At 69.7% G+C, this 21,314-nt stretch carries 19 protein-coding genes; 9 read left to right on the top strand and 10 right to left on the bottom strand.

What is annotated here, in order from left to right:
* Positions 1–121 precede the first annotated feature (121 nt).
* The 4 genes from EV685_RS06640 to EV685_RS06625 all read right to left on the bottom strand — a co-directional run bounded on the left by EV685_RS06640 (position 122) and on the right by EV685_RS06625 (position 3,223).
* Complete coding sequence (locus tag EV685_RS06640) at positions 122–427, bottom strand: BolA family protein (RefSeq protein WP_130481216.1); 306 nt, start codon at positions 425–427, stop codon at positions 122–124.
* A complete protein-coding gene (locus tag EV685_RS06635; protein WP_130481215.1) occupies positions 424–1,050 on the bottom strand; it encodes a septation protein A in 627 nt (208 codons plus the stop codon). The genes EV685_RS06640 and EV685_RS06635 overlap by 4 nt, the downstream gene beginning before the upstream one ends.
* A gap of 158 nt (positions 1,051–1,208) precedes the next feature.
* Positions 1,209–1,637, bottom strand: a complete 429-nt coding sequence (gene msrB / locus EV685_RS06630; protein ID WP_130481214.1) for a peptide-methionine (R)-S-oxide reductase MsrB — start codon at positions 1,635–1,637, stop codon at positions 1,209–1,211.
* 41 nt (positions 1,638–1,678) lie between these two features.
* Complete coding sequence (locus tag EV685_RS06625; RefSeq protein WP_130481213.1) at positions 1,679–3,223, bottom strand: protein adenylyltransferase SelO; 1,545 nt, start codon at positions 3,221–3,223, stop codon at positions 1,679–1,681.
* Positions 3,224–3,377: 154 nt separating this feature from the next.
* On the opposite strand from EV685_RS06625, the gene EV685_RS06620 reads away from it, so the two are divergent.
* The 7 genes from EV685_RS06620 (at position 3,378) to EV685_RS06590 (ending at position 10,880) form a co-directional block, all read left to right on the top strand.
* Positions 3,378–5,036: a 3-(methylthio)propionyl-CoA ligase gene (locus EV685_RS06620; protein WP_130481212.1), complete on the top strand. Its 1,659-nt coding sequence runs from the start codon at positions 3,378–3,380 to the stop codon at positions 5,034–5,036.
* Between the two features lie 181 nt (positions 5,037–5,217).
* A complete protein-coding gene (locus EV685_RS06615; RefSeq protein WP_130481211.1) occupies positions 5,218–6,111 on the top strand; it encodes a transglutaminase-like domain-containing protein in 894 nt (297 codons plus the stop codon).
* A gap of 134 nt (positions 6,112–6,245) precedes the next feature.
* Entirely contained in the window at positions 6,246–8,354 is a 2,109-nt protein-coding gene (locus EV685_RS06610) for a 3-hydroxyacyl-CoA dehydrogenase NAD-binding domain-containing protein (protein ID WP_130481210.1), read from the top strand.
* A gap of 31 nt (positions 8,355–8,385) precedes the next feature.
* Positions 8,386–9,561, top strand: a complete 1,176-nt coding sequence (locus tag EV685_RS06605) for an acetyl-CoA C-acyltransferase (protein WP_130481209.1) — start codon at positions 8,386–8,388, stop codon at positions 9,559–9,561.
* 2 nt (positions 9,562–9,563) lie between these two features.
* Complete coding sequence (locus EV685_RS06600) at positions 9,564–10,079, top strand: PaaI family thioesterase (protein WP_130481208.1); 516 nt, start codon at positions 9,564–9,566, stop codon at positions 10,077–10,079.
* Between the two features lie 16 nt (positions 10,080–10,095).
* Complete coding sequence (locus tag EV685_RS06595; protein WP_242615465.1) at positions 10,096–10,593, top strand: GNAT family N-acetyltransferase; 498 nt, start codon at positions 10,096–10,098, stop codon at positions 10,591–10,593.
* Between the two features lie 128 nt (positions 10,594–10,721).
* Complete coding sequence (locus EV685_RS06590; protein WP_165396730.1) at positions 10,722–10,880, top strand: hypothetical protein; 159 nt, start codon at positions 10,722–10,724, stop codon at positions 10,878–10,880.
* Between the two features lie 86 nt (positions 10,881–10,966).
* Here EV685_RS06590 and EV685_RS06585 read toward each other — a convergent pair whose 3' ends face one another.
* The 4 genes from EV685_RS06585 to EV685_RS06570 form a co-directional block, all read right to left on the bottom strand.
* Entirely contained in the window at positions 10,967–12,187 is a 1,221-nt protein-coding gene (locus EV685_RS06585; protein WP_130481207.1) for a TonB-dependent receptor, read from the bottom strand.
* A 1-nt stretch (position 12,188) separates the two neighbouring features.
* Entirely contained in the window at positions 12,189–13,403 is a 1,215-nt protein-coding gene (locus tag EV685_RS06580) for a methanobactin export MATE transporter MbnM (protein ID WP_130481206.1), read from the bottom strand.
* A complete protein-coding gene (locus tag EV685_RS06575) occupies positions 13,403–14,410 on the bottom strand; it encodes an MbnP family copper-binding protein (protein ID WP_130481205.1) in 1,008 nt (335 codons plus the stop codon). Before EV685_RS06575 ends, EV685_RS06580 begins: the two co-directional genes overlap by 1 nt.
* A gap of 179 nt (positions 14,411–14,589) precedes the next feature.
* On the bottom strand, positions 14,590–14,994 hold the full coding sequence (locus EV685_RS06570; RefSeq protein WP_130481204.1) for a DUF2946 family protein: 405 nt from the start codon (positions 14,992–14,994) through the stop codon (positions 14,590–14,592).
* A gap of 276 nt (positions 14,995–15,270) precedes the next feature.
* Between EV685_RS06570 and EV685_RS06565 the strand changes: the two genes are divergently transcribed.
* Both EV685_RS06565 and EV685_RS06560 read left to right on the top strand, forming a co-directional pair.
* Positions 15,271–17,652: a Tex family protein gene (locus EV685_RS06565; RefSeq protein ID WP_130481203.1), complete on the top strand. Its 2,382-nt coding sequence runs from the start codon at positions 15,271–15,273 to the stop codon at positions 17,650–17,652.
* A 61-nt stretch (positions 17,653–17,713) separates the two neighbouring features.
* Entirely contained in the window at positions 17,714–18,853 is a 1,140-nt protein-coding gene (locus EV685_RS06560) for an iron-containing alcohol dehydrogenase (RefSeq protein ID WP_130481202.1), read from the top strand.
* Here EV685_RS06560 and EV685_RS06555 read toward each other — a convergent pair.
* Entirely contained in the window at positions 18,823–19,533 is a 711-nt protein-coding gene (locus tag EV685_RS06555) for a phosphatase PAP2 family protein (RefSeq protein WP_130481201.1), read from the bottom strand. The genes EV685_RS06560 and EV685_RS06555 overlap by 31 nt on opposite strands.
* Positions 19,530–21,233, bottom strand: coding sequence for a phosphoethanolamine transferase (locus EV685_RS06550; protein WP_242615464.1), 1,704 nt, complete (start codon positions 21,231–21,233; stop codon positions 19,530–19,532). Before EV685_RS06550 ends, EV685_RS06555 begins: the two co-directional genes overlap by 4 nt.
* Positions 21,234–21,314: the final 81 nt, after the last annotated feature.

Genomic DNA, 21,314 nt, shown 5'->3' with positions numbered 1-21,314 from the left:
CTGGTTGGAAGAAGAACCGGCTGGGTCGCGAGCGGTGCGGTGACCGTTGGCCTGCCGGCGGTGAACTGGATCGGGAAAGGCTGGATCGGGTGTGGCGTCCGGGGTGTCCGGGGCTACTCGCTCAGGGCTGCTGAGCGTTGGCTTGGCCCTCATCCGCATCGATGGCCAGCGCGTGGATACCACTGTCCATTAGATCCTTCAGGGCATCATACACAAGGCGATGTCGGGCCAGACGGGCCTTGCCGGCGAAGGCCGGGGCACGGATCACGACCGTGAAATGCCCGCCGCTGGCGGCCCCGGCATGGCCCGCGTGGGCGGCGCTGTCGTCGCGCACGACGAGGCTGTCCAGCGGTGCGAAATGCGCGCGCAGCCGGGCGTCGAGGTCGGCCGCCGTCACGCGCACCCGGGTCGTTGCCGGGGCGCTCACGAGGCCTGCTCCGGCTTCATGTGGCGGTGCATGTAGAAGCCCTGGCCGACCATGAAGACCAGCATCAGGCCCATGCCGCCGAAGGCCTTGAAGGTGGCCCAGGTGCTGGTGCTGAAGTTGTAGGCGACCCAGATATTGAGCAAGCCCATGAAGGCGAAGAAGGCGGCCCAGGCCCAGTTCAGGCGCTGCCAGGCGAACTCGGGCAGGTCGATCTGGCCGCCCAGCATGGCGCGCAACAGGTTCTTGCCGGCAACGATCGGGCTGAGCAGGAAGGCCAGCGACATCACGCCGTAGAGCACCGTCGGCTTCCACTTGATGAAGGTCTCGCTGTGGAACCAGATCGTCGCGCCGCCCATCACCGTCACCAGGCCCAGACTGACCCAGAGCATGGTGTCGACCTTCTGGCCGCGCAGCTTGAGGTAGAGCACCTGGGCCAGCGTGGCCAGGATCACCACCACCGTGGCCAGCAGGATTGGCGCCTCGGCCGGTCCCACAACCCCGCCCGAGACCAGTCCACCGAGGTGTTCCGTGGCAAAGGCTGCCGCCTCGTCCGAGCGTCCTTCGGCAACCTTGAAGGTCATGAAGAACAAGATGATGGGCAGGAAGTCGAGCAGCAGTTTCATGCGGAGTTCGGACGGGGAAGTGGTCGGGGCGTGCGAGTGAAGAGACGAGGAGGCGAAGAGACGAGGAGACGCGGGCTGGATTATCACGACCGCGTGCCAGCGGTCTGTGCCCGCGCGGCCCTGGGAACGGGCCGGCATGTGCAGTCTTGCCCCCGCATTCAGGCGGGATCGCGGGGCGTGAAGTCGATGGAGGCGGAGTTGATGCAGTAACGCTCGCCGGTCGGCGCCGGGCCGTCCTCGAAGACGTGGCCCAGGTGGGCGCCGCATTGGCCGCAACGCACCTCCACCCGGGTCATGCCGTGGCTGCGGTCGACCAGGCGCTCGACCCGGCCGGGAACCATCTCCTCGCTGAAGCTGGGCCAGCCACAACCGGCGTCGAACTTGGTGCCGGCATCGAACAGCACGGCCTCGCAGCAGACGCAGCGGTAGCTGCCGTCGGCGAAGTGGTCCCAGTACTTGCCGGTGAAGGCGCGTTCGGTGGCGCACTCGCGGGTCACGGCGTACTGGACCTTGTCCAGTTGCTCGCGCCATTCGGCGGCGGACTTGCGCACCGGGTAGTCGGGCGCATCGGTGGGCTTGGTGCTCATGGCGTGGAACTCGTCAAGTCGAAGACGGGGGCAGGATCGCCTCAGGACGAGCAGGAAACCTCAAGGCTTCCGGCCCAGTCCGGCGGCAGGGCGGTGGCGTGGCGCCAGGACGGGTCGTCGGGCAACTCGTCAAACGGCTGTCGCAGCAGGCGGGCCAGATCTTTCAGCACGTCGACGTTGCCTTCGCGGGCGGCCCGGATGGCCTCTTCGGCCAGGTGGTTGCGCAGCACAAGGGCCGGGTTGATGCGGTCCATGCGACGGCGGCGCACGGCGTCGTCGCTGCCTTCGGCACGCAGCCGTGCGAGGTAGCGGTTCAGCCAGGCATCGAAGGCGGCGCGGTCCAGGAAGAGGTCGCGCACCGGGCCGGCGGCGAGGCTGGCCTCTCGCCCTTCGACGCTGGACACGGCCGACAGCCGGCGCCAGGTCAGGGTGTAGTCGACCTTCGTCGTGGCCATCAGCTGCAGCAGGTCCTCGATCAGCACGCGGTCTTCGGGCCGGTCCACGGCCAGGCCCAGCTTGGCGCGCATCAGCGCATCCAGCGCGATCGGGAAGACCTCGCGGTAGGGCTCCAGCGCCGCGCCCAGGATCTCGGCGGCCGCTTCGGCCGGCGCATCGACCAGCGGGACCAGCGCCTGCGCCAGCGCATGCAGGTTCCACCAGCCGATCTGCGGCTGGCGGGCGTAGGCGTAGCGGCCGCGGTCGTCGGAGTGGTTGCAGATGTGGCCCGGGTCGAAGCCGTCGAGGAAGCCGAAAGGCCCGTAGTCGATGGTCAGGCCCAGGATGGACATGTTGTCGGTGTTCATCACACCGTGGCAGAAGCCGACCGCCTGCCAGTGCGCCATCAGCTCGGCCGTGCGGCGGGCGACACATTCGAGCAGCGCAGCGGCCGGGTGCTGCGCCTCGCGGCAGGCCGGTAGGTGGGCGTCGATCACGTGGTCCATCAGCTGGCGCAGGGCCGCGTGCTGGTCGTGGTGGCAGAAGTGCTCGAAGTGGCCGAAGCGGATGAAGCTCGGCGCGGTGCGGGTGACCACCGCCGCCGTCTCGATCTCCTCGCGCCGCACCAGCGTCGGCGAGCCGACCAGGGCCAGCGCCCGCGTGGTCGGGATGCCCAGCGCGTGCATGGCCTCGGAACACAGGTACTCGCGGATCGACGAGCGCAGCACCGCGCGGCCATCGGCGCGGCGCGAATACGGGGTCATGCCGCTGCCCTTGAGCTGGATCTCGCGCGGGCCGTGCGGGGTGTCGACCTCGCCCAGCAACAGCGCCCGGCCGTCGCCCAGCTGCCCCGCCCAGACGCCGAACTGGTGGCCGCTGTAGACCGTCGCGAAGGGCTGCGAGCCGGGCCAGGACGGGCCGCCGGCATGGGCGTCCAGGGCCAGCGGATGGCGCCACCAGTCGGCCGGCCAGCCCAGTTCGGCGGCGGCTTCATCGCTGGTCGCCAGCCACTCCGGATCGCTCACCGGCTGGCCGGTCATGGCCCGGCCGAAGGCAGGACCCAGGCCGGCATGACGGTTGCGCCAGGTCAGGGCGCTGGGGTCGAAGGCGGTTTCGGCCGTCTCGGCGGGCAGGAGGGTCGGTGCAAGCATCGATCCAGTTTATCGACCGCACCGTGTCCCGGACGGGCCGGGGACTTGGCGTCTACCCAGGGGTCCGGGCGGGCTCAGGGTTAGTCCTTGCGTGCCGTGGCCAGGGGCGCTTCCTATAGTCGCCCGCAAGCAAGAACACCCATCTGGAGACCCCATGAGCGCGACGAACGACCTGCCGCTGGCCGGCCGCATGATGCAGATGCCCCTGCTGATCTCTGGCTTGCTGACCCATGCTGCGCGCCACCATGGCCGCACCGAGGTGGTGTCGCGGCGCTGCGAGGGCGACACCCACCGCACGACGTGGGCCGGCATCGAACAACGCGCCCGACAGCTGGCACAGGCCCTCGCCGCGCTCGGTACCCAGCCGGGCGATCGCATCGGCACGCTGGCCTGGAACAGCCACCGCCATCTGGAGATCTACTACGCCGTCTCGGGCTCGCAGCGGATCTGCCACACCATCAACCCGCGCCTGTTCCCCGAGCAGATCGCCTGGATCGTCAACGACGCCGCCGATCAGGTGCTCTGTTTCGACCTGACCTTCCTGCCGCTGGTCGAGAAGCTCGCGCCGCTGCTCAAGACCGTGCGCCACCTCGTCCTGATGACGGACCGCGCCCACATGCCCGCGCAGACCTCCTTGCCCAACCTGCTGTGCTTCGACGAGCTGGTCGACGCGCACGACGGCGACTGGCACTGGCCCGAGTTCGACGAGAACAGCGCCTCCAGCATCTGCTACACGTCGGGCACCACCGGCCACCCCAAGGGCGCCGTCTACAGCCACCGCTCGACGGTGCTGCACGCGATGGGCGCGGCCTTGCCCGATGCGATGGGCTGCTCGACCGGCGACGTCATCTTGCCGGTGGTGCCGATGTTCCATGTCAACGCCTGGGGCCTGCCGTACGCCTCGGCGCTGGTTGGCGCCAAGCTGGTCTTCCCCGGGCCGCACCTGGACGGTGCGTCGGTGCACACACTGATGGAGGAGGAGGGCGTCACCTTCAGTGCTGGCGTGCCGACCATCTGGCTGGGCCTGCTCAACCACGTCAAGGCCAAGGGCCTGGGCTTTTCGACCTTCCGCCGCACGGTGATCGGCGGCTCGGCCTGCCCGCCGGCCATGATGCGGGCCTTCGAGGAACACGGCGTGCGCGTCATCCATGCCTGGGGCATGACCGAGATGTCGCCGCTGGGCACGCTGGCCAGCCTGAGCGCGGCGCAGCGCCAACTGCCGGTCGATGAGCAGCGCCGCATCCTCGAGAAGCAGGGCCGCGTCATCTACGGCGTGGACATGACGATCGTCGGCGACAACGGCGAGCGTCAACCCTGGGACGGTCACACCACCGGCGACCTGCTGGTGCGGGGCCACTGGGTCATCGAACGTTATTTCGGCCGCGACGAAAGCCCGCTGCGCGAGGTCGACGGCCAGGCCTGGTTCCCGACCGGCGACGTCGCCACCATCGACGCCGACTGCACCATGCAGATCGCCGACCGCAGCAAGGACGTCATCAAGTCGGGCGGCGAGTGGATCAGCTCCATCGAGCTGGAGAACATCGCCATGTCCCACCCTGACGTCGCCGAGGCCGCCGCGATCGCCTGCGCGCACCCAAAGTGGGACGAACGCCCGCTGCTGGTGGCCGTGCGCAAGCCCGGCACCGGCGTCACCCGCGAGGCCTTGCTGGCCCATTACGTTGGCCGGATCGCCAAGTGGCAGGTGCCCGACGACGTCGTCTTCGTCGACGAGCTGCCGCACACCGCCACCGGCAAGCTGCTGAAAACCAAGCTGCGCGAGCAGTTCAAGGGGCATGTGCTGCCGGGGGTCTGAACGCGTCGCAGGCAGGGGCAATCTCTGAGGGAGGGCCGAAGGAGGGCCGGGGGCCACAATGCGTCAGCCGAGGCGGGCGCAGGACTTGCATAGCCCGCCCATCGCGCCCGCTGCGCTTTTTCCTTCTTTCATGCCTGCGTTTGAGCTTTCGCCATTCGAGCGCGGTCCAGGTGCCCCACCCATGGTCCGACTCCAGATCTCCCTTGAACTCGCCTACGAGGTCACCGCCCCCGGCAGCGACTTCATCTTCGCCTTCCACGCCGCCCAGACGCGCCACCAGCGCATCGTCGAGGAGCGCCTGAACGTCAGCCAGCCGGTCGCCCGCACGCTGACGCTGGACCCCGCCAGCGGCAACCGCGTGATGCGCCTGCAGGCCATGCCCGGATCGCTGCGTTTGACCTATGACGCGACCATCGACGTCGCTCACCACATCGCGCTGCCCGAGCAGGTCGGCGAGGTGCCGGTGGCCCAGTTGCCGGTGCATGTGCTGCCCTTCCTGCTGCCCAGCCGCTACTGCGAATCCGACCGCCTCGGCCGCTTCGCGATCAGCGAGTTCGGCACGTTGTGGCAGGGCTACGGCCGGGTGCTGGCCATCCGCGACTGGGTTCAGCGCCATGTCACGTTTGCCTCCAACACGACCGACGGCAACACCTCGGCGGTCGACACGCTGACCGAGCGGGTGGGCGTCTGTCGCGACTTCGCCCACCTGATGATCGCGCTGTGCCGGGCGCTGAGCATCCCGGCGCGCTTCACCACCGGATTCGACTTCGGCGCCGACCCGGCCCTCGGCCCGCCCGATTTCCACGCCTATGTCGAGGTCTGGCTCGGCGGGCGCTGGTATCTGTTCGACCCGTCCGGCACGGCCATTCCGATGGGTCTGGTGCGGCTGGCAACCGGGCGCGACGCGGCCGATGTCGCCTTCGCCACCATCTTCGGCACGGTGCAGTCGCAGGCCCCGGTGATCCGGCTGGGCGCGGAGACCGATCCGACCCGCCACATGGAATGGCCGCGCCACCGGCCCGAGGCCTTGTCGACCGACGGCGGCCGGCTGGACGAGGTGCTGCGGCCGGGCTGAACGGCACGGGTCGCGTCCCCGCCACGGCGGGCGCTCACGGTCCCCTTAAACTCGTTTTCCCAGGCGAACGACCGTTCGTTTCTGGCGCCTGCGGGCGCCGGGCCGTCCGCCTGACGACGACACGAGGAGACCCCATGACCGCCACCCTGGCCAGCCGCGGACGCATCGCGGTGATCACCCTGGACCACCCACCCGTCAACGGCCTGAGCCTGGCCACGCGCCGGGCCGTTGCCGCCGCCGTCGACGCGGCCGAGGACGATGCCGGCATCGACGCCCTCGTGCTGGCCGGCAAAGCGCAGGTCTTCTGCGCCGGTGCCGACATCACCGAGTTCGGCAGTTCCAAGGCCGTCGCCGAGCCGCACCTGATCTCGCTGATCACCCGGCTGGAGAACTGCAGCAAGCCGGTCGTCGCCGCGATCGCCGGCACCTGCATGGGCGGTGGTCTGGAACTGGCGCTGGGCTGCCACTACCGGGTCGCAGGGCGGGGCGTGAAGGTGGCGCTGCCGGAGGTCAAGATCGGCCTGGTGCCCGGTGCCGGTGGCACGCAGCGCCTGCCCCGGGCGCTGGGCGTGGAACCGGCGCTGAACATGATCATCAGCGGCGAGCCGGTCGCCGCCGAGCGCCTCGCCCAGCTGCCCGGCCAGCGCCTGTTTGACCGCCTGGTCGACGCCGCCGAGGTGCTGGACGCTGCCGTCGCGCTGGCCACCGAGATGGCCGCCGTGCGCCCCTTGCCCCGTGTGCGTGAGCTGAAGGCGACGCACCCCAGCCCCGACGCCTACTTCCGCTTCGTGCGCAACAGCGTCGCCGCGATGAGCCGCAACCTGCCGGCGCCGGTGAAGTGCGTCGACTGCGTCGAGCAGGCGGTCAAGGCCAAGGTCGACGCCGGCCTGACCTTTGAGCGCGAGACCTTCCTCGCGCTCATGGTCACGCCTGAGAGCCGCGCGCTGCGCCACGCCTTCCTGGCCGAGCGGGCCGCTGGCAAGCTTGCCGACCTGCCGCCGGGCACCGTGCCGCGCCCGGTCGAGCGGGTCGGCGTGATCGGCGCCGGCACCATGGGCACGGGCATCGCGCTGAACTTTCTGGCCGCCGGGATCCCGGTGGTCCTGGTCGAGCAGACCCAGGCCGCGCTGGACCGGGGCGTGGCGGCGCTGCGCGGCGTGCTGGACGCCCAGCTCAAGAAAGGCAAGCTCAAGCCCGAGGCGCTGGACGCCCGGCTGGCCCTGTTGCAGCCGACGCTGGACTGGCAGGCGCTGGCCGATGTCGACCTGGTCATCGAGGCGGTGTTCGAGGACCTGGCGGTCAAGCAGCAGGTCTTCGAACGCCTGGACGGCATCGCCAAGGCCGGTGCCATCCTGGCCAGCAACACCTCCACGCTGGACGTCGACCGCATCGCGCAGTTCACCCGCCGGCCGCAGGACGTGCTGGGCCTGCACTTCTTCAGCCCCGCCCACGTCATGAAGCTGCTGGAAGTGGTGCGTGGCAAGGCCACCGCGCCGGACGTGCTGTTGGGCGCGCTGGCCGTGGCCAAGCGCATCCGCAAGACCAGCGTGGTCAGCGGCGTCTGCGACGGCTTCATCGGCAACCGCATGGTGGAGCACTATTTCCGCCAGGCCGGCTTCCTGATCGACGAAGGCGCGACGCCTCAGCAGGTCGACCGGGCGATGGAGCGCTTCGGCTTCGCGATGGGGCCGTTTGCGGTCAGCGATCTGGCCGGCAACGACATCGGCTGGGCGATCCGTCAACGCCGCGCGGTCGAACGGCCGGATCTGCGCTACAGCACCTTGGCCGACACGCTCTGCGAAGCCGGCCGCTTCGGTCAGAAGACCGGCGCGGGCTGGTATGACCATGTCGCGGGCGGCAAGCCCGGTCGCACGCAGGCCCGACCCAGTCCGGTGGTGGCGCAGATGATCGACGCCCACCGCCAGCGCCTGGGCATCACCCCGCGCCGCATCGGCGATGAGGAAATCGTCTCGCGTCTGCTGGGTGCCCTGGTCAACGAAGGGGCGCGCTTGCTGGAGGAGGGCATCGCCGCCCGCGCCAGCGACATCGACATCGTCTACCTGACCGGCTACGGCTTCCCGGCCTGGCGCGGCGGGCCGATGTGCTGGGCCGACACGCAGGGGCTGTTCAACGTCGTGCAGATGATGAAGCGCCTGTCCCGCAACCCCCACGATGACGCCGCCTTCTGGCAGCCCGCGCCGCTGCTGCGCCGGCTGGCCGACGAAGGCCGGACCTTCAACTGACACGCGCCCCCAGAACAACCGGAGACCCGCCATGACCCGAGCCGTGATCGTCTCGACCGCCCGGACCCCGCTGGCCAAGAGCTGGAAGGGATCCTTCAACATGACCCACGGCGCGACCCTGGGCGGCCATGCCGTCGCGGCCGCCGTGGCCCGCGCCGGCATCGACCCGGGCCGCATCGAGGACGTGCTGATGGGCTGTGCCAACCCCGAGGGCGCAACCGGTTGGAACATCGCCCGCCAGGTGGCGATCCGCGCCGGCCTGCCGATGTCGGTATCGGGCATGACCGTCAACCGCTTCTGCTCCAGCGGCCTGCAGACCCTCGCGCTGGCGGCCCAGCGCATCGCCAGCGGCGAGGGCGAGGCCTATGTCGCGGGCGGCGTCGAAAGCATCTCCTGCGTGCAGAACGAGATGAACCGCCACTTCTTCGACGACCCGTGGCTCGCGCAGCACAAGCCCGAGATCTACTGGCCGATGCTGCAGACCGCCGAGAACGTCGCGCGGCGCTACCGCATCGGCCGCGACCGCATGGACGCCTACGGCGCGCAGAGCCAGCAACGCGCCTGCGCGGCCCGCGCGGCGGGTGCCTTCGAGGCCGAGATCGCACCGATCACCGTCACCGCCGGTGTGGTCGACAAGGTGATGGGGCTGGTGACACGCGAAGTGACCGTGAGCCACGACGAAGGCCTGCGCGAAGGCACCACGCTGGCGGCCGTGACGAGCATCCAGCCGGCGCTGCCCGACGGCGTCGTCACCGCCGGCAACGCCAGCCAGTTCAGCGACGGCGCGGGTGCCTGCGTGGTGGTCGACGAGGCCCTGGCCGAGCGTGAAGGTCTGCAGCCGCTGGGCCGTTTCCTGGGCTTCGCAACGGCTGGCTGCGAGCCTGACGAGATGGGCATCGGCCCGGTCTTTGCGGTGCCCAAGCTGCTCCAGCGCCTGGGCCTCGCGGTCGACGACATCGGCCTGTGGGAACTCAACGAGGCCTTCGCGGTGCAGGTGCTGCACTGCGCCGATGTGCTGGGCATTCCGATGGAGCGCCTCAACGTCAACGGGGGCGCGATCGCCCTCGGCCATCCCTACGGCATGAGCGGCCAGCGCCTGACCGGCCACGCCCTGATCGAGGGCCGGCGGCGCGGCGTCAAGCATGTCTGCGTGACCATGTGCGTGGGCGGTGGCATGGGCGCGGCGGGCGTCTTCGAGGTGCTGTGAGCATGGCGGTGCATGACCTGGACGTCGTCGCCGAGCTGGCCTTACCGGCGCTGACCCTGCGCATCAGCAACCCCTTCGTGACCTGGCTCGGCTTCGAGCTGGTGCGCTACGAGGACGGCCTCGCCGCCATCCGCTTCCGGCCCCGGCCCGATCACCACAACTCCTTCGACGTGGTGCACGGCGGCGTCTGCATGACGCTGCTGGACGTCTGCATGGCCTACGCCGGGCGCAGCAGCAACATCGCGCTGGGCGATGCCGCGCCAGGGCTGGTGACGGTCGAGATGAAGACCCAGTTCATGCGCCCGGCCGAAGGCCTGCTGCTGGCCCGCGCGACCCTGCTGCACCGCACCGCCACGATGGTCTTCACCGAAGGCCGCGTCTTCGACGAACGTGGCGGGCTGTGCGCCCACGCCACCGGCACCTTCAAGTTCGTGCGCAAGCTGCCGGCGAGCGCCGGTGCGCTGAAGGAACAATCCCGCCTGCCGACCCGCAAGCTCGACGGGCCGGGTTCCGATTGACCGATCTCCAGCCCCGATGACCGCACCGATCCGACCGATGAAGACCTTGACGATGCCCACGCTGCACTGGACCTGGACCCGCTGGGAAGGCCTCAGCAAGGACGACCTCTACGACGCGCTGGCGCTGCGCTGCGAGGTCTTCATCGTCGAGCAGGAGCCCTACCAGGACGTCGACGGCCTGGACCGCCACAGCTGGCACCTGATCGGCCGCGACGACCGCGGCGCCTTGCAGGCCTATTGCCGCGTGGTCGATCCGGGCTTGAAGTACGACGAGCCCTCGCTCGGCCGCGTCGTCACCCGCGCCCACCTGCGCGGCACCGGCGCCGGCGCCGCCCTGGTCGCCGAAGCCCTGCGCCGCTGCGACGAACAGGCCTGGCCCGGCCACGCCAACCGCATCAGCGCCCAGGCCCACCTGCAGCGCTTCTATGGGGCGCAGGGTTACGTGGCGCTGGGTGAGGAATACATGGAAGACAACATCCCGCACCGGGAGATGGTGCGGGCTGGGCGGGAATAGGGCGCGTGCGTTCGGCGCCGATCCTGGTTCGGAGGCCCATCGGCGCCAGCCCGTCGGACACGAGGTGTCCGACCTACCGAACCGAGCACACCGAGCACACCGAGCACACCGAGCACACCGAGTGCACCATGTACACCGAGCACACCGAGCACACCGAGCACACCGAGCACACCGAGCACGCCGAGTGCACCGAGTGCACCGAGTGCACCGAGCGCATCGAACACACCGAACACACCGAGGCGACCGAGCGCACCGTCAGGCCGATCGTGCGCAGCGCATTCCGGTAGGTCGGACACCCCGTGTCCGACGGGCTGCTGCCGATGGGCCTCCATTCCCCGATGGTGGCCAACGCACGGTGGGGTGGCGCAAGCCGCTACCAGCCGCCGCCCACCAGATCCCTGCTCGCCCACATCGCCCGCAGGCCGACCCAGCGCACGTCGGGGCGGCTGGACGACTCGGTGCCGGCTTCGGCACCGAGGGTCCAGTCGCGGGTCGGTGACCAGCTCAGCGAGGCTGCTGCGCGACGCACCGGGGTGTTGGGGGTCAGTCCGGCATCGACAGCGACGCGGCTGGCGCCCGGGCCGCTGAGTTCGTGTCGGGCCTGGGCCTGTTCCAGCCTCAGGCCGGCGAGCCATGGCTCGTCAATCTGCCACTGCAGGTCGATCCAGCCGCCACGCGTCAGGCTGCGGACCTCGGCCTGTCCGAGCGAGCTGGTGAGCTGACCGCGGTCACGCTGGATCAGGCCGGCCAGCGTGACGGTCCAGGGCTCCTCGTGCGGGTCCCACATCAGGCTGGCGCCCAGCAGGTCGGTGCGGCCGTCGAAACAGACCAGGTTGACGGTGCTGAGGCGGCAATCGGGTGTGTCGTGGTTGTGCACCGTCGACGCACTGGCGAGCGGGATGCCGCGGCCTCGCGGCTTCAGCCGGGCGACGGCCAGGTCGGCACGCCAGGTGTCCCAGTTGCCCTCCAGATGCAGGGCAGGTGTCCACCCGGCAGAAGCGGCACCCGGCCAGGAGCGGCTGCGCCACAGGCCCAGGTCGACGCTCTGCAGGCCCTCGCTCACTCCACGTTGCCAGCGCAGGTTCAGGCCGTCGGCGAACCAGTCGCCATCCAGGGCGACCCGCTTGATGACCGGCGGCTGGGCATGTCGATCGAAGTGGCCCGCGCTCGTCAGCGCCGCGCCGAGCGGCACGCGGTCGCGGCCGAACTGCAGGCTCAGGCGGTCCAGGCCCAGGTCGGTGCGGGCCTCGATGCGCGCGGCTTCGGTGTGGACCTGACCGGTGCCATGCTGGCCAGCGGCGAGCACTAGCCCCAGCCGCGTTCCGGCCTGTGGCATGACGGCGGCGGCCAGGTCGATGGTGGCGTGTTCGAGGCCCAGTCCACGCCGGTCGTCGGGCGAGCTGCCGCTGCCGGGCAGGCCGCTCCAGCGTGATGTCGGCCAGGCGGTGTCGCCGTCGGTCTCCAGCGCCGTCACCGCTGCCGCCGCGCCAAGGCGCCAGCCAGCGGCTGCTGGAACGGGGTCCTGGCTCAGGTCGTGAGCCTGTGCGCCGGACAGCAGCAGGCCGAGGGCACAGGCCAGGCCGGGTCTGCGCACGTCAAGGCGCCGATGCGGCGCTGTCGAAGGGATTGGCATGGTCGGGGTTGCTCAGGAAGGCTTCGTCGGTCAGGGTGCGCAGGAAGGCGACGATGTCGGCCTTGTCCTGGGCATTGAGCTGGATCACGGGGATCAGGTCGCTCTTGTAGGGATTGAGGCGGCCGTCTCCCGCATGGGGCTGGCCGGCAGCGATGAAACGCCCGCCGGCGGCGTAGTTGTCGAGCACGTCTTCCAGCGTCGCGACGCTGCCGTCGTGTGCATAGGGAGCCGTGACGGCGACATTGCGCAGGCTGGGTGCGCGGAACTTGCCCATGTCGGAGGCGACCGCCGTCATCGTGATCAGGCCGAGGTTGTCGCCCGGATAGGCCCCAAGCCCGTCGACGTTGTAGAGACCGGTGTTGTGGAAAGGCGTGCGCGGCTGGGTGGTGCCCGCATGCACCACCTGGTCGTTGAAGTTGAAGCCGACGTGGCAATGGAAGCACTCGGCGCGCTCGCTGTTGAACAGGTTCAGGCCGCGCAGTTCGGCGGCCGTGAGCGTGGCGGCGCCCCGCTCCCAGCGGTCGTAACGGCTGTCGATGCTGACAAGGCTGCGCTGGAAGCTGGCGATGGCACGCACGATGTTGCCGACGGTCCAGGGGTCCGCCTCGCCCGGGAAGGCCGCCGCGAACATGGCCGGGTAGCGCGGCTCGTCGCGCAGACGCTGCAGGACGGTCGGCAGGTTGGCGTTGGTCAAGCCCATCTCGACCGGGCTGGTGCCGAACAGAGGCACCAGCATCTGCTGCTCCAGATCGGTCAAGGCCGGGTTGGCCCATGTCAGCGTGGCGTTCCATGCGACGTTGGCCAGCCCCTGCGCATTGCGCGGGTGTGACTCGCCGGTCGAGCCGATCGCCGTGGCCCGTCCGTCCGTGAAGGCCAGCGACTGCAAGTGGCAGTCACCGCAACTCTGCTGGCCATTGCCCGACAAGCGGCGGTCATAGAACAGGAAACGGCCGAGGGCGACCTTGGCCTTGCTCATCGGGTTGTTGACGGGCACCTTGGGCAAGGGCATCGACAGCGGCAGCGCCCAGGTCCAGTCACCTTGAGACACCGAGGTGTCATCGACCTGGGTACCGCCCCCGCCACCACAGGCGACCAGGGCGAGCGTGGCGATGCCGGCCGCCGCAGCGGCCAGCACGCCCGTGTATCGGCGGATCGCCGGACGGCGGGCGGCGTTCATCACTTGGCGATCGGGCGGAACACCGTGGTGCCGCTTCGGAAGGCGTTGTTGCTGGCGTCATCCGCGCTCAGGCTAGAGACCGTGATGGCGCCGGTGACTGCGTCCAGGCTGAAGGACTTGCCGATCACCGACCACATGGCCTGGCACTGCGGGTCGGTCTGGCCGCTCATGCAACCCGGCGCGCCACCGGATTCAACCTGCAGGTTGGATTGGGCAAACAAGGCACCGATGTCCACCGCGACCTTCTGCGTCCCGGCATTGAAGGCGGTCATCGTGATGGTGCTGGTGTTCTCCGACAGGCAGGTGCTGCTCGACAAGGGCACACCCGCCGTGCAGTTGGTGTCCCCGAGGTGGAAGTTGAAGGTGTTGGCGGTCGTGTTCGGCGTGACCGCGGTGTTGGTCATGCCGCCGGTGTAGATGCCCGCCGTGGTGGCGTTCTCCGGGTTGACTTCGATCTTGGCGTGCTTGTAGCCGCCGGTCCACGACCAGAACATGTCGTTGTTGGTCAGCGGCGCGACGGTGGTCGCGGCGGTGGCATCGAGGTGATTGAGCGCAGAGGGCACGCCGAGCGTGAACTTCACGCCGGTGTAGGTGCCGACCGGTGCTGTGCCGGCCACGCGGATGTTGGTCGCAGCGTCACCGGCGCAGGTGTCGGCGTCGTTTTCCAGGTCGATCAGGGTCAGGCCGTGGCCACCCTGGGTCAGCTGCCAATCATTGGAGGCCAGGGTCACGGCGACCTCCTGCCCGCTGGCGGTGATCAGCTTGACGTCGGACACATAGAAGCGCAGGTCGGTCAGCTTGGCGTTGACGCTGCCCGTGCCCATGCCGGTCAGCACGCTGGCGCAGGAAACGGGGGTGTTGGCGAGCCCATTGACGGCCGCGAACTCGATCGCGACGGCTTGGGTCGTGGCCGGCGCTTCATCTCCGCCACCACAGGCGGCCAAGGCGGCCAGGGCGAGGGTGGACAGGGCGATGCGGGCGGTGGAGATGTTCAGGAAAGAAGTCATGGTCTGTGCGGACAAGAGGTGTGGGATGCGGACACGAGCGAACGCAGGTCGACACAGGCAGGCTGCGGACCGGAGGGCTCGGGTCGAGAACAGGGGATCGCCGCGACGGTGAACGTCCGGCGGGGCGGCGCGCTCAGGCGCCGCGAGCAGGCTCAGGGAGGTTCAGGCAGCCTGAGGCTTCAGGGCGCGGGAGGGGCGCGGGCCTGGATCTCGTGCGAGTCGGGTGCCTCGCAGGGCAGCGGCTCGGTGGCGGCGGCGGGCGCTGGTGTGCTGCGCAAGACCGGCAGCGCGGCCGGCAGTTGGGCCGGCAGTGCCAGCGCGGCGGGCGCGCTGACGCAGAAGGGGCAGGCCAGGTTGGACGAGGCGAGCTCGGCGGCAGGGTCCGAGGCCGGCTCCGACGCCTGATCGCTGGCCTGTGCATCCGGGCTGACCTGGACGACGCCCATCGAGCACCACTGCGGCAACACCCCCGGCACCCCCGGCCCGCGCACGGCGTGCGCCAGGGTCGGGGCGAACACGTTCAGCAGGATCAGCGCGATGCCGATCCAGCCGATGACGCGGCGCCGGTGGAGAGTTAAATGCATGGTGCGGATTTTCTGGTTCGAGTCTTTGTCCGATCTTTGTCGATCCTGAACAAGTCCGAAGGGTGCTTCCTGACGCCGCGGCAATGTGCGGCAAGTCACGTCAGGAAGAACTGACAACGCTCAAGCTGTCGCGCGTCAACATCAAGATGGGCCCCCGAATGGGTCCTGAAGGAGGCTGGGATCGGCACGGGATGGGCCCTTCAGGCCCCCGAAACCCCTGTGGCACACTCCCGCGCTCCGTGGTTTTCCAGGCCCCGTCAGGGGCGACGAGACGTCTTGGAACAGATTCTTTTGCAGCTGGCCGCCGAACTGAAGGTTCGTCCGGCCCAGGTCCAGGCAGCGGTCACGCTGCTTGACGGTGGTGCCACCGTTCCCTTCATCGCCCGCTACCGCAAGGAGGCCACCGACGGCCTCGACGACACCCAGTTGCGCGATCTGGAGGCCCGTCTGGGCTATCTGCGCGAGCTGGAGACGCGCCGCGCGGCGATCCTCAAGAGCATCGAGGAGCAGGGCAAGCTGACGCCCGAGCTGCGCGCCGCCGTGCTGGCCGCGCCGACCAAGCAGGAACTGGAAGACCTTTACCTGCCCTACAAGCAAAAGCGCCGCACCAAGGGAATGATCGCCCGCGAGGCCGGGCTGGAGCCGCTGGCCGATCGGCTGTTTGCCGATCCGACGCTCGATCCGCGCGCCGAGGCGCAGGCCTTCATCGCAGGCTATGAAGGCGGCCTGGAGGCGCTCACCACGGCCGGCTTTGCCGACGCGCTGGCGGTGCTCGACGGCGTGCGCGACATCCTCAGCGAACGTTGGGCCGAGGACGCGGTGCTCGTCAAGCAACTGCGTGAGTGGCTGTGGGAGGAGGGCCTGTTCAAGTCCAAGCTGGCCGACGGCAAGGACGAGACGAACCCCGACCACGCCAAGTTCCGCGACTACTTCGACTACGACGAGCCCATCCACAAGGTGCCGTCGCACCGCGCGCTGGCGGTGTTCCGGGGCCGCACGCTGGAGATCCTCGACGCCCGCCTGGCCTTGGACGAGGAGGCCGTGCCCGGCACGCCCAGCCTGGCCGAGGGCAAGATCGCCATCCACCTCGGCTGGAGCCACGCGAAGCGCCCGGCCGATGACCTGATCCGCAAGACGATCGCCTGGACCTGGAAGGTCAAGCTCTCGCTGAGCCTGGAGCGTGACCTGTTCACCCGCCTGCGCGAGGACGCCGAGACGGTCGCCATCAAGGTCTTCGGCGAGAACCTGCGCGACCTGCTGCTGGCCGCGCCGGCCGGCAAGCGTGTGGTGATGGGGCTGGACCCGGGCATCCGCACCGGCGTCAAGGTCGCGGTGGTCAGCGACACCGGCAAGGTGCTCGACACCGCCACCGTCTACCCGCATGAGCCGCGGCGCGACTGGGACGGCTCGCTGCATGTGCTGGCGCGGCTGTGCGCCACCCACGGCGTCAACCTGATCGCCATCGGCAACGGCACCGCCAGCCGCGAAACCGACAAGCTGGCCGCCGACCTGATCAAGCAGTTGAAGGCGATTGCGCCGGACGCCTGGCTCGACAAGGTCGTGGTCAGCGAGGCCGGCGCCTCGGTCTATTCGGCCAGCGAGTTCGCGAGCAAGGAACTGCCCGAGCTGGACGTCAGCCTGCGCGGCGCGGTGTCGATTGCCCGTCGCCTGCAGGACCCGCTGGCCGAGCTGGTCAAGATCGACCCCAAGAGCATCGGCGTGGGCCAGTACCAGCATGACGTCAACCAGGGCGAACTGGCGCGCACGCTGGTGGCCGTGGTGGAGGACTGCGTCAACTCGGTCGGCGTGGACCTCAACACCGCCTCGGCGCCACTGCTGTCACGTGTGTCCGGCCTGAGCGCGGCGGTGGCCGCCAGCGTGGTGCGCTGGCGCGATGCCCATGGCGCCTTCCGCAACCGCCGCCAGTTGCTGGACGTCGCCGGCCTGGGCCCCAAGACCTTCGAACAGGCGGCGGGCTTCCTGCGCATCCGGGGCGGCGACAACCCGCTGGACCTCTCCGGCGTGCACCCGGAGACCTACCCGGTGGTCGAGAAGATCGTCGCCGCCGTCGGCCGTCCGGTGCAGGACCTGATCGGCAACAGCGACGTGATCCGCAAGCTCAAGCCCGATGCCTTCGCCGATGAGCGCTTCGGCGCGATCACGGTCAAGGACATCCTGGCCGAGCTGGAGAAGCCCGGCCGTGACCCGCGCCCGGACTTCAAGGTCGCACGCTTCAACGACGGCGTCGAGGACATCAAGGACCTGAGCGAGGGCATGGTGCTCGAAGGCACCGTCAGCAACGTCGCCCAGTTCGGTGCCTTCGTCGATCTGGGCGTGCACCAGGACGGTCTGGTACATGTCAGCCAGCTCAGCCACAAGTTCGTCAACGATGCGCGCGAGATCGTCAAGACCGGCGACATCGTCAAGGTGCGGGTGGTCGAGGTCGACCTGGCCCGCAAGCGCATCGCGCTCACGATGAAGCTGGACGCGCCGACGCCGTCCAAGGGCGCGCGCAACGCCGACAACAGCTTCAAGCCGGCCGCACGCGGCGAGCGTTACGCCCAGCCGGCGCGCGGCGGCAACGCGGGGCAAGCGGCGCAACCGGCGTCCGGCAATGCCATGGCCGCCGCTTTCGCCAAGCTGCAGGGCAAGCGCTGATCGAGGGCCAGGGGCGGGCTCGCTAGCATCGGCACCCTCTTGTGATGGAGGCGAACAGCCGATGAGCGCGATCTTCTACCTGACCCAGATCGAGCTGGGCCATGAGGCGGTGGCCACGCTGCCGGCCCATGCCGGGCGTGTGGGCATGCGCCGACCCCTGGTCGTGACGGACAAGGGCGTGCGCGCGGCTGGCGTGCTGGACACCGTGCTGGCGACGCTGCCCGGTGGTGCCCAGACGCCGGTCTACGACGGCACGCCGTCCAACCCGACCGAAGTGGCGGTGCGCGCGGCGGTCGAGGCCTTGCGCCAGCACGGTTGCGACGGCCTGATCGCGGTGGGCGGCGGCTCGGCCATCGACCTGGCCAAGGGCGTGGCGATCGCAGCGACCCATGACGGCCCGTTGCGGCACTACGCGACCATCGAAGGCGGCTCGCCACGCATCACCGAGCGGGTGCTGCCGCTGATCGCCGTGCCGACCACGGCAGGCACTGGCAGCGAAGTGGCGCGCGGCGCCATCCTGATCGTCGACGACGGCCGCAAGCTGGGTTTCCACAGCTGGCACCTGCTGCCCAAGGCTGCCATCTGCGATCCGCTGCTGACGCTGGGCCTGCCGCCGAAGCTGACCGCCGCGACCGGCATGGACGCGATCGCGCACTGCATCGAGACCTTCCTGTCGGCCGCCTTCAACCCGCCGGCCGACGGCATCGCCCTGGAAGGGCTGCGGCGCGGCTGGGCGGCCATCGAACGCGCCACCCGCGATGGCAGCGACCGCGATGCGCGGCTGGACATGATGTGTGCCTCGATGCACGGGGCCATGGCGTTCCAGAAGGGCCTGGGTTGCGTGCATTCGCTCAGCCACAGCCTTGGCGGTGTCGACCCTCGGCTGCACCACGGCACGCTCAACGCGGTCTTCTTGCCGGCGGTGGTGCGCTTCAACGCCGAAGCCGACAGCGTGCGGCGCGACGGCCGCGTCGCCCGGCTGGCTCAGGCCATGAGCCTGCCGGACGGCGAGCACCCGGCCGACGCGATCGTGGCGATGAACCGACGACTGGGGCTGCCCTCAGGGCTGTCGGAACTGGGCGTGGGCGCGGACCTGGACGATCGCGTCATCGCCGGCGCGATGAAGGACCACTGCCACGCCACCAACCCCCGGTTGGCGAGCGAGGCCGACTACCGGGCGATGCTGGCGGCCTCGCGCTGACGCAGGACGGCGGCCCAGATCACGCACAGGGTCCAGCACAGCCAGGCCGACCAGAGCGTGTGGCTGACGAAGTGCGCGCCGCGCACCAGCTGGCCCGTGCCGAACACGGTCCCCGCCACCAGCACCCCGATCAGCAGGCGGCGGGCCAGCCGGGGCTGCTGTTCGCGCCACAGGAAGTGCAGGCTGAAGAAGGCAAACGCCGCGACCGCATGGCCGGACGGGAAACAATGCCCGCCGCCGCCATCAACCCCGCCCAGCTGCCAGTGCGACACGTAGCGAGCAACGCCGCCGAACAGGCTCAGATCCCACGGACAGCTGGTCGAGCTGACGCGCTTGACGGCCGGGACCAGCAGCAGACAGGCCAGGGTGGCGCCGATCCAGGCGCCACGCGTGGCCCGGCCCGGCCCGGCCGGCGGTCGATGCCGCATCGGCCGAATGGCGTCGACCAGCATCAGCACCAGCACCACCATCGCGAGCGCACGGCCGCCTTCGTGCAACAGGGTGCGGGTCCACCAGGCGTCGCGCAGCGCGAAGCCTTGCTCGGTGCCGAACATCGCCGACACGGTCAGGTCCAGCCCTGACAGGTCCCAGCCCAGCACCAGCAGGCCGGCCAACACGGTGACGGTCAGATCACGCGCGCCGACACGCGGCAAGGGCGCAGCCTCGAACCAGGTGGTCATGGCGAGCCGGCCGGCCGGGTGCAGCTGGCCAGCAGGTCCCAGTCCTTCTCGTGCAGCGCGGTCTGCACATCGAGCAGGCCCAGCACGGTGTGGAACAGGTGGTCATGCTTGGCCGGCTTCGAGGCTACGCGGCGCACGCAGGCGGTGTCCAGGCCGGTCGAGCGCTGCAGGCCCTCGGAGAACCACATCACCATCGGCACCTTCTTCTGGGTGTCCGGCGCGATCGCGTAGGGCAGGCCGTGCAGGAACAGGTTGTTCTCGCCGAGCGACTCACCGTGGTCGGAGACGTAGACCATCGCGCTGTCGACCCGGTCGGACTGGGCCTGCAGCTTGGCGATCAGGGCGGCCAGCAGGTGGTCGGTGTAGAGCAGGGCGTTGTCGTAGGCGTGGGCGATCTCTTGCGCGCTGCACTTCTGCAGGTCGTCCTCCCGGCAGGCGGGCTGGAAGCGTTCGAAGGCGGGTGGGTAGCGACGGAAGTAGGACGGCCCGTGGTTGCCGAGCTGGTGCAGCACCAGCACCTCGCGGCTGGAGCCGCCTGCCAGTCGGGCGATGCGCGCGTCCAGGCCGTGCAGCAGGCCCTCGTCCAGGCAGCGCCCACCGTCGCACAGACCGGCAGGATGCAGCGCGGCGACTTCCTCGGTCGGCAAGCCTTCGCAGACGCCCTTGCAGCCGGACTGGTTGTCGCGCCACAGCACGCCCACGCCTGCGCGCGCCAGCACGTGCAGCAACGACTGGCTGCCGCGGATGGTGTCCTCGTCATAGTCGCGCCGGCCAACCGGGGCGAACATGCACGGCAGCGACACCTCGGTGTTGGTGCCGCAGCTGGTGACGTCGGGGAAGTTGATGACTGGCAGCTTGGCCAGCTCCGGCGTCGTCGCCCGCACATGACCGTTCAGGCCCCAGTTGGCCGCCCGGGCGGTCTCGCCGACGACCAGCACCAGCAGGCGCGGGCGGGTCTGGCTGGCCCAGCCAGGGCCCGGCCGGGCGTCTTCGCCGATCGGTGCGCGGGGCTTGGCGGCCCCCTTCAGGTCCTGCGCGATGACGGTGCCGATCGACCACAAGTAGTTGGCCGGCGTGATCAGGAAGCGCATCTCTTTGTGGTTGCGCATCTGCGAGGAGAAGGGCTGGAAGACCGACAGGATGGCGCCGATCAACACCGCCAGCGTCAGCGCCAGCATCGCCAGCCGCACGCCGACCGCCTTCAGCCAGCCGCTCCTTGGCACGATGTGCACATGCCAGAGCAGCAGCAGCGGCAAGCCGGCGTAGATCAGCAGGTGCAAGACCAGCGAGACCGACAGCAGCTCGCTCGCCTCGCCCGGATCGGTGCGCATCACATTGCGCAGCATCGACGGGTCGAGGTAGACGTGGAAGGTCTGCATGAAGTGGCTGGCAAAGGCCGTGGCCACGATCAGCACGGCCAGCACCGGCTTGAGGGTCCAGCGCGTGGCGACCAGGCCGATCAGCAAGGCATGCACCGCCACAAGCGCCAGACCGATGGCCAGCGCATAGCCCCAGTTGGCGGCGACGCCGATCTCGCGGCCCTGCAGCACCGCGCCGATGAACAGTCGATTGGCGCTGAGCGCGAAGAACAGGCTGGCGACCAGGACCACCTGCTCGACGCTGGCACGGATCAGCGGCGCGTCGGTCGTGTCGCGGGTGGCATCGGGGCGCATCGTGCGGGGCAGGCGGTCGGGGTTCATCGGGCGCGATTGCAGGCGATGCAACTGAAGCCGGTCTGAAGTCCCGGTGCCTGCGCCGCCGGCGAGGCCGGTGTTACCGTT

Source organism: Sphaerotilus mobilis (genome assembly GCF_004216565.1).
GTDB lineage: Bacteria > Pseudomonadota > Gammaproteobacteria > Burkholderiales > Burkholderiaceae_C > Sphaerotilus > Sphaerotilus mobilis.
The sequence above is the reverse complement of the archived record's forward strand: the minus strand, read 5'-3'. Positions and strand labels throughout refer to the sequence as shown.

Coding starts and splice junctions, on each gene's coding strand:
- EV685_RS06550 (WP_242615464.1), bottom strand. CDS start 21,233: ATGAACCCCGACCGCCTGCCCCGCACGATGCGCCCCGATGCCACCCGC.
- EV685_RS06575 (WP_130481205.1), bottom strand. CDS start 14,410: ATGACTTCTTTCCTGAACATCTCCACCGCCCGCATCGCCCTGTCCACC.
- EV685_RS06635 (WP_130481215.1), bottom strand. CDS start 1,050: ATGAAACTGCTGCTCGACTTCCTGCCCATCATCTTGTTCTTCATGACC.
- EV685_RS06625 (WP_130481213.1), bottom strand. CDS start 3,223: ATGCTTGCACCGACCCTCCTGCCCGCCGAGACGGCCGAAACCGCCTTC.
- EV685_RS06610 (WP_130481210.1), top strand. CDS start 6,246: ATGACCGCCACCCTGGCCAGCCGCGGACGCATCGCGGTGATCACCCTG.
- EV685_RS06620 (WP_130481212.1), top strand. CDS start 3,378: ATGAGCGCGACGAACGACCTGCCGCTGGCCGGCCGCATGATGCAGATG.
- EV685_RS06560 (WP_130481202.1), top strand. CDS start 17,714: ATGAGCGCGATCTTCTACCTGACCCAGATCGAGCTGGGCCATGAGGCG.
- EV685_RS06600 (WP_130481208.1), top strand. CDS start 9,564: ATGGCGGTGCATGACCTGGACGTCGTCGCCGAGCTGGCCTTACCGGCG.
- EV685_RS06580 (WP_130481206.1), bottom strand. CDS start 13,403: ATGAACGCCGCCCGCCGTCCGGCGATCCGCCGATACACGGGCGTGCTG.
- EV685_RS06570 (WP_130481204.1), bottom strand. CDS start 14,994: ATGCATTTAACTCTCCACCGGCGCCGCGTCATCGGCTGGATCGGCATC.
- EV685_RS06595 (WP_242615465.1), top strand. CDS start 10,096: ATGACCGCACCGATCCGACCGATGAAGACCTTGACGATGCCCACGCTG.
- EV685_RS06555 (WP_130481201.1), bottom strand. CDS start 19,533: ATGACCACCTGGTTCGAGGCTGCGCCCTTGCCGCGTGTCGGCGCGCGT.
- msrB (WP_130481214.1), bottom strand. CDS start 1,637: ATGAGCACCAAGCCCACCGATGCGCCCGACTACCCGGTGCGCAAGTCC.
- EV685_RS06605 (WP_130481209.1), top strand. CDS start 8,386: ATGACCCGAGCCGTGATCGTCTCGACCGCCCGGACCCCGCTGGCCAAG.
- EV685_RS06590 (WP_165396730.1), top strand. CDS start 10,722: ATGTACACCGAGCACACCGAGCACACCGAGCACACCGAGCACACCGAG.
- EV685_RS06615 (WP_130481211.1), top strand. CDS start 5,218: ATGGTCCGACTCCAGATCTCCCTTGAACTCGCCTACGAGGTCACCGCC.